Origin of the sequence: Leptolyngbya sp. FACHB-261 (genome assembly GCF_014696065.1) — a bacterium.
In the GTDB taxonomy this organism is placed as follows: domain Bacteria; phylum Cyanobacteriota; class Cyanobacteriia; order FACHB-261; family FACHB-261; genus FACHB-261.
In genome coordinates this window covers 58,528-72,864 of sequence record NZ_JACJPL010000010.1, presented here as the reverse complement: position 1 = coordinate 72,864, position 14,337 = coordinate 58,528, and the positions used below count along the sequence as shown (strand labels likewise).

Annotated in this window: 9 protein-coding genes; 7 read left to right on the top strand and 2 right to left on the bottom strand. The window is 54.1% G+C overall.

The genetic code is table 11. The features are described from left to right. Nucleotides 1–36: 36 nt before the first annotated feature. The gene (locus H6F94_RS04590) at nucleotides 37–1,692 is read right to left on the bottom strand and encodes a glycosyltransferase family 39 protein (RefSeq protein WP_190801052.1); all 1,656 of its coding nucleotides are present in this window, start codon (nucleotides 1,690–1,692) and stop codon (nucleotides 37–39) included. Between the two features lie 276 nt (nucleotides 1,693–1,968). Next, a complete protein-coding gene (locus H6F94_RS04585; protein ID WP_313949223.1) occupies nucleotides 1,969–3,519 on the bottom strand; it encodes a hydantoinase B/oxoprolinase family protein in 1,551 nt (516 codons plus the stop codon). 310 nt (nucleotides 3,520–3,829) lie between these two features. On the opposite strand from H6F94_RS04585, the gene H6F94_RS04580 reads away from it, so the two are divergent. The 7 genes from H6F94_RS04580 to H6F94_RS04550 all read left to right on the top strand — a co-directional run bounded on the left by H6F94_RS04580 (nucleotide 3,830) and on the right by H6F94_RS04550 (nucleotide 13,865). After that, nucleotides 3,830–4,309 (top strand): hypothetical protein, encoded by a 480-nt coding sequence (locus tag H6F94_RS04580; RefSeq protein ID WP_190801051.1) that lies wholly within the window; start codon nucleotides 3,830–3,832, stop codon nucleotides 4,307–4,309. Nucleotides 4,310–4,688: 379 nt separating this feature from the next. After that, a complete protein-coding gene (locus tag H6F94_RS04575; protein WP_190801050.1) occupies nucleotides 4,689–7,229 on the top strand; it encodes an NACHT C-terminal helical domain 2-containing protein in 2,541 nt (846 codons plus the stop codon). 595 nt (nucleotides 7,230–7,824) lie between these two features. Further along, nucleotides 7,825–11,976, top strand: coding sequence for an NB-ARC domain-containing protein (locus tag H6F94_RS04570; RefSeq protein WP_190801049.1), 4,152 nt, complete (start codon nucleotides 7,825–7,827; stop codon nucleotides 11,974–11,976). A 13-nt stretch (nucleotides 11,977–11,989) separates the two neighbouring features. Continuing rightward, entirely contained in the window at nucleotides 11,990–12,199 is a 210-nt protein-coding gene (locus tag H6F94_RS04565) for a 2-oxoisovalerate dehydrogenase (RefSeq protein ID WP_190801048.1), read from the top strand. A 31-nt stretch (nucleotides 12,200–12,230) separates the two neighbouring features. Further along, the gene (locus H6F94_RS04560) at nucleotides 12,231–12,440 is read left to right on the top strand and encodes a type II toxin-antitoxin system HicA family toxin (protein WP_242040999.1); all 210 of its coding nucleotides are present in this window, start codon (nucleotides 12,231–12,233) and stop codon (nucleotides 12,438–12,440) included. A 689-nt stretch (nucleotides 12,441–13,129) separates the two neighbouring features. Then, nucleotides 13,130–13,513 carry a hypothetical protein gene (locus H6F94_RS04555; protein ID WP_190801047.1) on the top strand — a complete coding sequence of 128 codons (384 nt, stop codon included), beginning with the start codon at nucleotides 13,130–13,132 and terminating at the stop codon, nucleotides 13,511–13,513. A 25-nt stretch (nucleotides 13,514–13,538) separates the two neighbouring features. Beyond that, on the top strand, nucleotides 13,539–13,865 hold the full coding sequence (locus H6F94_RS04550; protein ID WP_190801046.1) for a hypothetical protein: 327 nt from the start codon (nucleotides 13,539–13,541) through the stop codon (nucleotides 13,863–13,865). Nucleotides 13,866–14,337 lie beyond the last annotated feature (472 nt).

Here is a 14,337-nt window from a genome sequence, read left to right as displayed (position 1 = left end):
TGGGGCACCTGTTTGACCCTCCGCAGGGCGGGATGCTCAGCCTCGCTCCAGCTTCCACAAGCTCAGCTTGCGTTTTTTATTAACCAAGCTAGTCTGGTAGGTCACATCGTAGACCGATTCCAGTTTGAAGTTCTGGCCTTGCGCCAGCTGCTCCCGCAGACTCGGCCCGCTTTGAACATCGTCCTCCTTCTCCAGTTCGATCAGAAAGATGTCGCTAAAACCCTCAGCAATTTTGGCCGGTTTCTTAGATTTCAACATCTGAAACCGCACCTCGGGTTTGAGCATGTAGCTAAGTGTGAGCACTCTAGTATTTCCCACGACGAGTGGCCGCTCTGTCTGATTGATCAGTTGAGCAATTTGTAGATCGGGCGCATTGAGTGCTTTATTCCACCAAACTTGAGACTGAGAAATCAGGACACAAGAGGCAATGCCGCCAGAGATTAGAGCGACGGTGACCAGTTGCCAGAACTTCTGCCAGCGAGGATGGGCGGGGCCAGTACTGAGTTGATTGGCCAGCAAGTAGACAACTGCTAACTCAATACCAATCCAGCAGGGAATCAAATAACGCCCAGTACTAGATTGCCTTCCCCCCAAAAGCAGATCGGGTAGGAGCAGAGCCAGGGCCGCCACTCCCGTCAAGCTGAAGACAAATAGCCAAGTTTGCTTCGCTGTGCGGCGGTAAAGAATATAGAAGGCAAACCCTTCCAGCAGCAGAATCAAATACAAGCAGAGATTGCTGGCATCAAAGCTGTAATTCCAATCGACAAAAATGCGATTTAGATTGAGAATCCACACCTTAGCCAAATCCAGCAGCGGTGTTCTCTCGGCGCTGACGGAGGCAGCTGTAACTTTCTGGGTGATCGATAAATTGTCTGCCATCACCACAAGCCAGGGCAAAAATGCCAAAAGGCCCGCAGCTGAAGCCAGCAAGTAGGCGATAAACCGCCGCGTGAGACGAAAGTTTTCCATCACTAGCACATAGCAGCCATGTGCGATGGAAACCAGGGCGAAAAACAAGTGGGAGTAGAAGCCCAGAGCCACGGTTGCCGCGTAGATACCCCAGCTGGAGCGGTTCTGCAGCCGTTGGGCTCGCAGCAGAGCAGCACAGGACACTAGGATGGTAACAGCCCACAAGTAATAGGGCCGTGCCTCCTGGGCAAAGAGCAAATGAAAGGGCGAAACGGCGATCAGAGCCATACCGATCCAGCCCGTCAACGGTGCGCCAAATAGCTCCAGACACAACCAATAAATTGCGGGAAATGCTAGTAAGCTAATCACCGCCGATAGGCTTCTGACCATCGCAACGGAGTCGCCAAACCACTCCGCCCAAAAACGCACCAGCACGAAGTAGAGAGGGGTTAGCTGCGGCTCTTCCTTCGCTAGTCCTCGTAGGGTAGCCATCAACCCCTTTTGGGGGTTTACTTGTTGGTACTGTTGCTGTAGTTCTTGAACGCTAAAAACAGGCCCATTCTGAAGCTTGCGAAACTCAGTTTGGGTGGAGCCGGAAATGCGGAATGACGTGTAAGCCTCGTCAGCCCAATAAATCCGGTGATCTAGATTGGCAAACCGGAAAAAGATGCCCAGAAGCAAGACAACGATGATCAGAGGCCGTAGCCAGACAAGCTGAAACCGAGCGTTGAGAGGGCTGGTTTGTCGCACTCCAGTGCTGACTTCGTTTCCCGAGGTTCGCATGGTTTAAATACTGCCTCTGGTACATGAACGCCTTTCTCTGAAGTTAATCAACTGTCCGGATAGGACTTAAAGATCCGCTCGAGAGAGATCCCGGCTAAAAAGCCGAGCGGAGCAGTCAAGCAATGTAACTGAATACGCAGAGATGAAGGCTCTAATTCCAACCTCCGCATCAATCAGCATTAATTAGTGTGCAGCTAGTGTGCGGCAAATTTGCTCGCTCAAAAATTGGCCGTGCAGCAAATTTCTAAGCGAGCAATTGAACTCAATCGAGGAGATTCAGTCGGCAGCCTTACCCCAGCCCCCGCCACCGGGTGTTTCAATGCTGATCAAATCACCCGGCTGCAAATTTAAGCTGACCTTGGCAGCCAGCGGCTGACCATTGAGGGCATTCACACCTACAGCACCGGGCTGGCCTCCAGATTCCCCCTGCGGCGCGTACTTGCGCCGCTCGGTGAGGAGGCTGATGTAGGTAGGCTGGAGCACGCGAATCGAGCGCACAATGCCGTCCCCGCCTCGATGTTGGCCCTGGCCACCACTGCCGAGACGCGGTTCGTAGCGCTCCACTCGTAAGGGGAAGGTTTGCTCTAGGGCTTCGATTGGCGTATTAAGCGTGTTGGTCATTGCCCATTGCGCACAGCTCAAGCCCGGTCCCGAGCGCGTGGCCGGACCGCCACCGCCGATGGTTTCGTAATAGGCCCAGGCTTGACCCTGCCCATCGCTGCCACCCATGATCAGGTTGTTCATCGTGCCCTGGCCCTGCGCGACCCAGCCGCCTGCCGCCTGTGAGAGGCAGGCCAGCATCAAGTCGGTGAGTCGCTGACTGGTTTCGACATTACCCGCAACCACAGCGGCTGGAGCTTGGGCATCGACCAGGGAACCAGGACGGGTAAGCACTGTGACTGGGCGATAGACCCCGGCGTTAGCGGGCACATCAGAGCTGAGCAGACAGCGCACAGCAAAGTAAGCTGCGGAGCAGGCTACGGAGCGGGGGCAGTTAAGGTTGCCTGCCACCTGGTCGGCGCAGTCGCGAAAATCGGCAGTCAGGCTATCGCCTTGAATGGTGAGTGCCAGGCGCAGGGGGATATCAGCCTCGCTCTGCCCATCGCCCTCCAGGCGGTCTTCGGCCCGATAGACGCCATCGGGCAAGGCTTGAATACAGGCACGGCTGCGGCGTTCGGCATAGGCCATCGTCTCAGTCATGGCCTGCTGTAGGGTGGCGAGACCATACTTAGCAATCAGGGCTGTGAAGCGGTCCTCCGCCAGTCGATGCGAGGCAATTTGGGCTTGCAAATCGCCCCGCCGGACCTCAGGCAAGCGCACGTTGGCCAGCAGCACCCGCCATAGATCCTCGACCGGCTTGCCAGCCTGGACCAGACGCACAGGCGGCAAAATTAGCCCCTCTTGAAAAATGTCAGTGGAGTGGGCAGGCATGGAGCCGGGAGCCATGCCACCGATATCCGAGTGGTGGCCACGGGAGCAGTAGTAGGCACAGATTTCGTTCTGCGAGACGATGGGCGAAACCAGGGTGACATCGGGTAGATGGGTGCCGCCGCAGAAGGGGTCGTTGAGCACAAACACATCACCCGGTTGCGGCTGGCAGGCAATTACAGCACGCACAGCCTCAGGCATGGCCCCCAAATGCACCGGAATGCTCTCCGACTGCGCGACCAGGTTGCCCGAACGGTCAAACAGGGCACTGGAGCAGTCTTGGCGCTCTTTGATATTGCTGGAGCGGGCGCTTTGAATAAATAAGGCTAGTCCCTCGCTGGCTAGACCATTGAGGGCACTGATTAAGACGCGCAGTTGAATGGGGTCCAGTGTAGACACAAGAGCAAGCCAGCGAAAGGGTCAAGCGCCTTGCAAAAGAAGAGGAGAAGAATGACGCTTAGAGAGCCCTCATTGTAAGGCTTGTCAAGTTTGCAGAAGCTAAAACCTCACCGCCTGCGGCTCCTCTTCTTGCTAAGGGGAGGCTGGGATGGGTGATATCTGTGAAATTGCTAGGGTCGGCAATGGGGCGAGCTGATTTTTTCTGTGGAATTGCCAAGGTGAATAGGCGGGGGTAGGGGGCAGATTGAGACGACTTGTGTTTCACAAGCTGGACAACAAATTGGTGCAATCTGCACAGGGACTTTTAGAGATGAACGCAAAGAATCTGGTGAGTGCAAACCTGCCTGAAGATCGGCGGCAGGCGGTGTCGGAGGGGTTTGCAATGATTCGGGAGAATCTGTCGTGTTTGATTGACTTGACGCCGAGTGAGCGTAGGCAGCTGCGCAAGGTGGGCGATAAGGAGCGTGCCTTTACTAAGCGAGCTTTGGACCTGGCGGAGCGGAATCTGGACGTGTTGCCGCGCCGGTTCGATTTGGCGGAGATGCGGCGGGATATTCAACTGCTGGAGTCGTTGCAGCCGATTTTGCAAGAGGTCCGGCAGTTGCAAGAGCTGGTGAATGATACCTGGCTGGCTGCTAATAGTGAGGCCTATGGGGCAGCGTTGGCGATCTACAACTATGCCAAGGCCAGTGATGAGGTGACGGGGTTGGATGGGACGCTGGGCGATCTGAAGCGCCAGTTTGCGCCTAAGACGAAAAAGAAGAAGCCGACGGAAGGGACGGGGAGCTGATGAGCTGGTTGGCTGTTCTGGTTAGCGGTAGGCCAGGGGCTTAGATAACGACAATTCACTGTTTAGCAATCGAGCCTAGATGGATAGGGTAAATGCCCCTTTCATCTGGGCTCGATGCTTTTTAAGTCACCCCTCCCAGCCTCCCCTTGCCAAGGGGAGGAGCCGGATGTAGTGGAGTTCTATTTATCGCTCTCATCTGACCCCTCCCAGCCTCCCCTTGCCAAGGGGAGGTGCCGGATGGATAGGTTTTAAGCTGTCGCTACACACCCGGTCCCTCCCAAACCTCCCCTTAGCAAGGGGAGGTGCCGCAGGCGGTGGGGTTCTGTCAGAAATTGGTATGAGTACACTGGGGCTTAAGCTGCCTGGAGCCTGCCAGTTAATGAGCATTGACGTTTTTATCGCCTTTGCCTACGAGGATGACAAACTGCGGCAGGAACTAGAGAATCACCTGTCGATCCTGAGGCGGCGGGATGTCATTGTCACTCGCCATGCACGGCAGATTCAAGGCGGACAGGAAACACAGGCTGAGATTGAGGCCCGTCTGGATGCAGCCCAGGTGATTCTGCTGTTAGTGAGCGCTGACTTTTTGGCCTCAGATGATTGCTACAACCATCAGTTGCAACGGGCTATAGAACGGCATAAGGCAGGAACAGCGCGAGTGATTCCTGTGCTTCTGCGTCCGGTGGATTGGAAGGGTGCACCGTTTGGGAAGTTGCAGCCATTGCCTAGGAATGGCAAGCCGGTTACGAGCTGGGCTAATCGGGATGAAGCGCTTAAAGATATTGCCCAAGAGATTCGACGGGCGATTGAGGAGAGGCAAGACATTAATGCTGATATCGCGGCATTAGTTCAAGAAGTACGGGAGAAGGTCCAAGGCGATATTCAACGAAGATGCGGCACGATGCGCGTCTTGGACATGGAGCAGCCCATTGGCTTAACTAACATTTACACCAAAGTCAACTTTCTACAGAAGATCAGTGGACGGCGGCGACTATCGGTTAATGAGCTACTGCAAGAAGTTGATCCAAAAAATTTTGATCGCTTTGGGCTAAGCCAAGCAACTGAGAAGCGGGTTCCGGGACTAGAAGCTGTGGAGCGAGAGCCCCACTTGGTCGTTCTGGGCGGTCCTGGAGCAGGGAAGACGACTTTTCTCAAATACCTGGGTACTCAATGCAGTCAGAACCAGTTTTATGCAGACTTAGTACCAGTCTTCGTTAGTCTGAAGGACTTTGCAGAGACAAGCAACAAACCAGAGCTATTGAGCTACATTGCCCAGGCTTGGACCCAATCTGGGATTGAGAACTCTGAGACAAAGCTAAAACAGGTACTTGGGCACGGTAAGTGTTTAGTTTTGCTTGATGGCTTAGATGAGGTTAGGAAGGAAGACAGCCAGCGAGTTTTGAAACAGATTGAGGAGTTATCCAACGGGTTCCACCAGAACCGCTTTGTGATGACTTGCCGGATTGCAGCCAAAGAATATCACCTCCCTAACTTTACAGAAGTTGAGGTTGCCAGTTTTGACGATGAGCAGGTCGCCAAGTTTGCTGAAAACTGGTTTGCGTGCAAAAACGCACCCCAAGCAACTGAGCAATTCCTGGAAAGGCTATCGGAGAGTGAGCCAATTAGAGAGCTGGGGAGCAATCCTCTCTTACTGACTTTGCTCTGTTTAGAGTTTGGGGATTCAGGCAGCTTTCCAGAGAACCGCTCTGAGTTATATGAGCGAGCAACAGCAACTCTGTTGAGAAAATGGGACGACAAACGCCAGATAAGACGGGACCAGGTCTATAAGCAGCTCTCAGTTAAGCGAAAGGAGGACCTGCTCAGCCAAATTGCGCTGATGACCTTTGAGAGCAAGGATTACTTCTTCAAAAGAAGACAAGTCGGCGAACACATCACAGGCTATATTCGCAACCTTCCAGACGCTCGGAATGACACTGAGGCACTGCAAGCAGATAGCGAAGTGGTGCTGAAGTCGATTGAGGCACAGCACGGGCTGATTGTGGAACGGGCCGTGGGTATCTATTCTTTCTCGCATTTAACCTTTCAGGAATACTTTGCAGCAAGAAAGAGCATTGCCAACTCCGAGAGCTTAAAGTGTCTAGCTCAGCATGTTGGAGAAACTCGCTGGCGAGAAGTCTTTTTGCTGGCAACCGGCATGATGCAGGATGCTAGTGAGCTAGCCCGAATGATGAAGCGGCAAGTTGACGCAATTATGGCCTCGGATGAGCAATTGCAAGGGTTTCTTGCCTGGGTTAATCAGAAATCTACTTTGGCTTCGGTTTATGTTTTTTATAAGCCAGTAGCAGTTCGAGCTTTCTACTTCTCTTTGGCTAGCGCCCGTGCCCTCGCCCTCGCCCGCGACCTCGACCTCGCCCTCGACTGTGCCCTCAAGCTCGATTTCGCCAGCGCCCTCGCCCACGACCTCGCCAGCGCCCTCGCCCACGACCTCGACCTCGCCCTCGCCGGCGCCCTCAACTGCGCCCTCAACCGCAACTTCAACCTCGACCTCGCCCGTACCCTCGACCTCCACCTCGCCCGCGAGCTTGCCCTCGCCCGCAACCTCGACCTCGACCTCGCCCTCAACCTTGACCTCGACCTCAACACTCAATTGCGACAAGCACTTCAAACACTCAAAGATCAATTACCAAACCTCCAAGATTGGAAGAGATTCAGGCAGTGGTGGCAGACCAACGGCCAAGCTTGGATTCAGCAACTAAGGGCTGCAATGATTGAGCATCGCAATGTTGGCCACGATTGGCAGTTCAGCGAGGAGCAAGAGAAAGTCCTTCAGCAGTACTACGAGGCCAACAAGCTGCTTGTCGATTGTCTGAATAGCGATTGCTATGTGAGCCGCGAGGTGCGGCAGGAGATTGAGGAGACTTTGCTGTTGCCGATGGCGGAGATTGAGGGAAGGAGCTAACGTATCAGCTCACTTCTCTGTAGCCAAGAGATCCGCTTAACACTCAGTTTTTAATCGCTACATGACCCCTCCCAACCTCCCCTTGCCAAGGGGAAGAGCTAGATGCGGTGGGGTTTTGGTTGGTAGCTCTCACTTAGAGAATTTGGCATAAATGCCCCTTTCGTCTGGGCTCGATGTTTTTTAGCTTGAGCTGGGTTGGCTGGCTGGGAGGCAAGGGGGCTGGTTGGAGAAGCGTGGATGCATAGCGGGGAAGGGTTGGTCCCTTTGGCGGGAAGGGGTGGACCCTTCGGCGGAGGGGTTGCACCCTTCCGGGGAGGGGTCGGACCCTTTCGCGGAGGGGTTGGGTGCTAGGCGAGGAAGGGTTGATCCCTTTGGCGGGAAGGGGTGGACCCTTCGGCGGAGGGGTCAGAGGCTTCCGGGGAGGGGTTGTACCCTTCCGGGGAGGGGTTGGAGGCATAGCAAAGAAGCATAAGTGCCTAGCGGGGAAGGGTTGGTTGGCTTCGTGTCTCAGAAACTGCTTGATCTACTTGGGTGATGGGTGGACTAGTGGTTAGTGAGTACACTGAGGCTTAAGCTGCCTGGGGCCTGCCAGTAGATGAGCATTGAAATTTTTCTCTCCCACGTGCCTGAAGATGAGGAGCTGTTAAAGCAGCTAGAGAAGCATCTCAAATCCTTCCAGCGTTCAAATCGAATTAGAGCGTGGGCAAAAAGTCAAATAGAGGCGGGCCAAGAGAGACGAGCAGAGATTGAAGCGCAGCTCAATAGAGCTCATTTAATTTTGCTAATGGTCAGTTCAGACTACATCGCCTCTGATGACTGTTGGGAAGTTGAGGTAGTGCGGGCACTAGAGCGACGCCAAGCAGAAGAGGCCCAGGTTATCCCGGTCATCTTACGTCCAGCTGACTGGGAAGACACTCCTTTAGGAGAGCTACAAGCCTTACCCCGAGACAGTGCAACTGTGAGGGCTGTTACGCTCTGGAGCAACCAAGATGAGGCTTGGGTCAGTGTTACTCATGGGCTGCGATCTGTCATTGAGAAACTAGGCAAGGAAGGTAGACTCAATCAGGGCACGGTGATAGCCATAGCTCAACCCGCAACTACCTCAGTCAGAGGTGTGGTGCTAGGCAGACTGAGTGCAACGGTGCCAGAGTTGCCCCAGACATTTCTGTCACGTTCTGTGGAGCTAGATGCCCTCAAGTTTCAGCTGTTGAGTGGTAATAGCCGCTCAGTGGGAGTGACTGGCACCACTCGTAGGGTGGGCGTGCAGGGCATGGGTGGCATTGGCAAGTCAGTGTTAGCAGCAGCGCTGGCGCGAGATGAGGCGGTGCGGCAAGCGTTCCCTGATGGCGTGTTGTGGCTCTCGGTGGGTCAAGAGGTGACAAGCACAGGGTTGCAGTTGCAGCTTGCTCGGATGTTGGGCGAGCGTCCTCAAGGGTTTGCCAGTGAGCAGGAAGGCAAGGCTTACTTAAGCGAACTCCTGCAAGACAAGACTTGTTTGTTGGTTTTGGATGATGTCTGGCAGACAGCACACCTTAAGGCGCTAAATGTCGTAGGTGAAAAGAGTCGGCTATTGACCACAACGCGAGATAGCAGGTTACTAAAAGCAATTGAAGCCGCTGAGTATCGGTTGGGTTTGCTGAGCGATGAGCAAGCGTTGGAATTGTTGGCTTTATGGGCAGACCAGAAAGTAGAGGCGCTACCGTCACAGGCTAGGGAGGTGGCGCAAGAGTGTGGAAACTTGCCCCTAGCGTTGGCAATGGCAGGAGCAATGGTACAGGGTAAGCCTGACCGTTGGGACAACGTGTTGAGCAAGCTACGCAATGCAGACTTAGCAAAGATTCAGCGAGAGTTCCCAGACTATCCTTATCCCAATCTGCTGCGGGCGATTGAAGTTAGCGTTGATGCCCTAGAGGCAGAAGACAGAGCACGCTATTTGGACTTTGCCGTCTTTCCTGAGGACACGTTGATTCCTGAGACTGTGCTGCAGACTTTGTGGGCACCTGAAGGGCTGGGTAAGTACGACACTCAGGATGCAATAGACCGACTGGTGGAGAGGTCACTGTTACAGAGAAATGAGCAGGGACAATTGAGCTTGCACGATCTTCAGCGGGATTACGTGCGCAAGCAAGGAGGTGACTTACTTGCTTTGCATAACCGTTTTCTGGATGCTTACAGGGCAAAGTGTGAGGATAGCTGGTCTTCTGGTCCTAACGATGGCTATTTCTTTGAGCGTCTGGCCCATCACCTCAGAGCAGCAGGACGAAATGAGGAGCTTTATCGGTTGCTCACCAAGTCACCTGCTTGGATGGAGGCTAAGTTTGCTGCCTGCACGGGAGACAGTGCCTACGTGGCTGACCTGAAACTGGCAATCGATGACTTTGCTGACCGACTGAAGCCTAATCAACTACTAACGCTCAGCCAACTGTACACAGCACGACAAGTCGTGTATCAGCGCGTCAGCCATTACACAGACACTGATTTAGGAACGCTGGTCCGGTTAGAGCAAACAGCGGAGGCGATAAGCCATGCACGGCTGCGACCAGATGCAAAAAGCAGATTTGACAGCTTGATGACTGTTTACCAAGTGCTCTGCCAAAAAGGAGCGCACAACCCTAGCCTGCTAGCAGAAGCAGAACAAGTAACTCAAGCCATTAAGGACAGTAACAGTCAAGCAGAGGCATTAAGGGAGCTTGCTACAGCACTAAGGGAGCTTGCTACAGCACTGACTCAAGCCGGGCAGTTTAGCCAAGCCAAGGAAGTAGTTCTAGCTATTGAGGACAGTGACAGTCGGGCAGAGGCATTAGTGGAGCTTGCTACAGCACTGACTCAAACGGGGCAACAGCAGCAGGCAGCAGAAGTCTTTAGCCAAGCCAAGGAAGTAGTTCTAGCTATTGAGGGCAGTGACAGACGGGCAAAGGCATTAGTGGAGCTTGCTATAGCACTGGCTCAAGCCGGGCAGTTTAGCCAAGCCAAGGAAGTAGCTCTAGCTATTGAGAGCAGTGACAGACGGGCATGGGCATTAGTGGAGCTTGCTATAGCACTGGCTCAAGCCGAGCAGTTTAGCCAAGCCAAGGAAGTAGCTCTAGCTATTGAGAGCAGTGACAGACGGGCAAAGGCATTAGTGGAGCTTGCTATAGCACTGGCTCAAGCCGGGCAGTTTAGCCAAGCCAAGGAAGTAGCTCTAGCCATTGAGGACAGTTACAGTCGGGCAAAGGCATTAAGGGAGCTTGCTACAGCACTGACTCAAGCCGGACAACAGCAGCAGGCAGCAGAAGTCTTTAGCCAAGCCAAGGAAGTAGTTCTAGTCATTAAGGACAGTTACAGTCGGGCAAAGGCATTAGTGGAGCTTGCTACAGCACTGACTCAAACGGGGCAGTTTAGCCAAGCCAAGGAAGTAGCTCTAGCCATTGAGGACAGTGACAGTCGGGCAAAGGCATTAGTGGAGCTTGCTATAGCACTGGCTCAAACGGGGCAGTTTAGCCAAGCCAAGGAAGTAGTTCTAGCCATTGAGGACAGTGACAGTCGGGCAAAGGCATTAGTGGAGCTTGCTACAGCACTGACTCAAGCCGGGCAGTTTAGCCATGCTCAGCAAATAGCTCTAGCCATTGAGGACAGTGACAGTCGGGCAAAGGCATTAGTGGAGCTTGCTACAGCACTGACTCAAACGGGGCAACAGCAGCAGGCAGCAGGAGTCTTTAGCCAAGCCAAGGAAGTAGTTCTAGCTATTGAGAGCAGTAACAGACGGGCATGGACATTAGTGGAGCTTGCTACAGCACTGACTCAAGCCGGGCAGTTTAGCCAAGCCAAGGAAGTAGCTCTAGTCATTAAGGACAGTTACAGTCGGGCAAAGGCATTAGTGGAGCTTGCTACAGCACTGACTCAAGCCGGGCAGTTTAGCCAAGCCAAGGAAGTAGCTCTAGCCATTGAGGACAGTAACAGACGGGCATGGGCATTAGTGGAGCTTGCTACAGCACTGACTCAAACGGGGCAACAGCAGCAGGCAGCAGGAGTCTTTAGCCAAGCCAAGGAAGTAGTTCTAGCTATTGAGGGCAGTGACAGACGGGCAAAGGCATTAAGGGAGCTTGCTACAGCACTGACTCAAGCCGGACAACAGCAGCAGGCAGCAGAAGTCTTTAGCCAAGCCAAGGAAGTAGTTCTAGCTATTGAGGGCAGTGACAGTCGGGCAGAGGCATTAAGGGAGTTGGTAATAGCACTAACTCAGATCGGCTGTCAAGGTGAAGCTGTATCTGTCTTCAGAGAAGCCCAGCAAGTAGCTAGGGAAACGGAGAATGATGGATGGTGGACAGAGGCTTTGAAGCAATTGGCAAGCGCTCTGGCTTTTGCAGGGAAGTTTTCCCGATCTAAGCAAGTGATTAGGGAAATTGATAGTGAGCGGCGACAAGCAGAAGCGTTAGGCCAGTTAGCCGCCGCTATGAGTCGAGCAGGGCAACAGACTCAGGCTCACCAAGTTATCAAGCAAATAAAGAATGATGCATGGCGTGCAGAGGCGCAACGCAACTTAAACGTTACCCCAGACAAAGTCGGGAACTTGATGGAAGCGCTTGCTACATCTGAGTTTCGCAATCTAGACAAATTCATGGCTGATATATCAACCTGCAACTGCAATCTTGAGCAGATTGGGCCAGGGCTATCGGTGAAAGTTCTGCGCGAAGCTGTTCGCATTGCTAGCTGGGTGAGCCCAAGTTGGCAGAAGATTCATGAGCTGCTGCATGAGTCTGGAGATTGAAAGGAGAACCCCAATGACTGAGATTGTGTTTCTGATTGAAGACGACCCAGAGGGTGGCTACACAGCCCGTGCCCTCGGAGAATCCATCTTCACCGAAGCTGACGATGTTGCTGGCCTACGAGAGATGATTCGAGATGCTGTTCGCTGTCACTTCCTTGACGAACAGACTCGGCCTAAGCTGATCCGCCTGCACTTTGTGCGAGACGAGGTTATCGCCTCTTGAAGCTGCCACGGGATCTCTCTGGGCAGAAGAGTTGGCTAAAGCTCTTGCACGTTTTGGGCACGTCATTGACTATCAAACCGGTAGCCACATCCGCCTCACAACACAGCGTAACGGTGAGCATCACGTGACTGTTCCTGCTCACAATCCAATGAAAATTGGCACGCTCAGCGCCATCCTTCGAGACATTGCCGCTCACCTGAGCCTAAACCGTGATGAGCTACTGAAAGCATTGTTTGATTGATAAGAATTGCCCATGCCAATTTCATCTCACCTACACATCTCACTCTGGTTCTGCGTCAGGTATTGCACAACGCTATTGCTTCTGATACCTTAATTCAATCCACAAGCTAGGAGGAAACTACCCACCCAAAAACACCCTACAACTTAGCGCTACTCAAAGGCTTTAGGGAACCTCTGAGCAGCTAACCCCCAAACTGCGAATCAGGCAGTCCGGCGGCTGACAGGTGATTTTAACACCTACCTAGCCACCCCGGCTTGCTATGCAAACCTCTCCGGGGTGGCTAACTCTTTGGCGGCTTTCCGGTAAGGGCAAGGGCAACCTTCGCCCCTACCCTCGGGCCGCGTTTTGAGGCCCTCCTGAAGGGCAGGGAAACTCTGCCCCCACCCACGACCGTGAATGGTAAATCCCTCAATTTTCAATGGCCAATTCCGTAGGGGCAGGGTCTTCCTGCCCGGTGCAACACACCCACAACCACAAACAATTGGCCCCTAACAATTCCCATTCCCCCATCAGGGCAGGGAGACCCTGCACCTACCCTCGGGCCGTATTTTGAGGCCCCCCTAACCCCCCAATCCTGGGGGGAACCGGACCTGATTTTTGCCAACTAATTAAACCCTAACCCACCCTCTTCCTCCCCCCAGCGTTGAGGGGCCGGGGGGGCCAATCTTCTCCACCAATTCCCCTCTCCCATGCGCCATCTTCTGCACCTAATCAACCCTCGTCAATTTGAGATCTCCCTCAGCTATCTCGCCACCTATTTAGGCATTACCCAAGACTGTATTTTGCGCTTCGAACAATGGGCCAACGTCCTCTTTGTCCATCGCAAAGATCGCGGCGGTCAGTTCATTAGTTATCGCAACCTCATTCAATGGCTCGAAGCTTGCGTCCAAGCCATTCGCAACAGCCCAACTCATCAAACCCTGCAAGAACTCGGCCAACTGCTCAAAGCCGAAACCCAACGCTTCACCTACGCCGCCGACACCCTCGCCTACCTACGCCGACTCTGGCAACAACGCAAAGCCCAACTCGACCTCGACCTCAACCTACGCAGCTTCTACACCCCCAACCCCTAGAGCCAATCCCTAAAGGCACCCCCCCATGAACACCTCCCTCAACCCTTCTCAAACGCGCCTCATCCTCTGGGACTACATCACCCGCAGCCTCAACCTCTCCCCACCCTCCAAACTCCTGCTCCTCGTCATCGCCAACTACACCGACCCTCGCAGCCTCAAAGCCAGCGTCCCCCTCTCCCTGCTCGTCCTCCAGTGCAACCTCAAAGAACCCGAAGTCACCCGCCTGCTCCTCCCCCTCGAAGCCTGCCACTACACCGAACGCCACCGCGTCCTCACCGACACCGGACGCGCCGTCACCCTCTGCAACCTCACCCCCCAACTCATCCAACGCGCCCTAACCTTCCCCCTGTAACATCACCCCATCACATCCTGCTCCTCCCCTTAGCAAGGGGAGGCCGGGAGGGGTTCTGAGCCCTGCCAAGCAAAGGCCGGAAGCAGTCACGAGCCTGCTCCCCCCAGAATTGGGGGGCCGGGGGGGCCTTTTTCCAATTCCCCCCGCAGTATCATTTTTCCTGTTAGGACGTAGACGATACAGTACAGAAAAGGCAACGGTTCTAGTCGAGCCTTCGTCGAGCCTTGATTGAAGAAGAGGACAGCATGGTGCAGGGCAAAGCAAGAACCTGGTGGATTCTCGGCGTCAGCTTAGTTGCTACCTCCGCAGCCACTTTTAGTCTCAGCTATGTCACAGTCAGCAAACTGCTAGCTCAGCGTCCCGCCACACGCGTCGTCGCCGCAACAGCCGCCCCCGTCAGCTTCAGCAACCCCTTCAGACAGCCGCCGCCCACCGGCACCGTCGCCTTCCCCGGCCAAGTAATCGCCGAGAA

Bases quoted from the DNA above. Each gene is read 5' to 3' on its own strand.
- H6F94_RS04590 (WP_190801052.1), bottom strand. From the start codon at position 1,692: ATGCGAACCTCGGGAAACGAAGTCAGCACTGGAGTGCGACAAACCAGC.
- H6F94_RS04555 (WP_190801047.1), top strand. From the start codon at position 13,130: ATGCGCCATCTTCTGCACCTAATCAACCCTCGTCAATTTGAGATCTCC.
- H6F94_RS04565 (WP_190801048.1), top strand. From the start codon at position 11,990: ATGACTGAGATTGTGTTTCTGATTGAAGACGACCCAGAGGGTGGCTAC.
- H6F94_RS04550 (WP_190801046.1), top strand. From the start codon at position 13,539: ATGAACACCTCCCTCAACCCTTCTCAAACGCGCCTCATCCTCTGGGAC.
- H6F94_RS04575 (WP_190801050.1), top strand. From the start codon at position 4,689: ATGAGCATTGACGTTTTTATCGCCTTTGCCTACGAGGATGACAAACTG.
- H6F94_RS04580 (WP_190801051.1), top strand. From the start codon at position 3,830: ATGAACGCAAAGAATCTGGTGAGTGCAAACCTGCCTGAAGATCGGCGG.
- H6F94_RS04570 (WP_190801049.1), top strand. From the start codon at position 7,825: ATGAGCATTGAAATTTTTCTCTCCCACGTGCCTGAAGATGAGGAGCTG.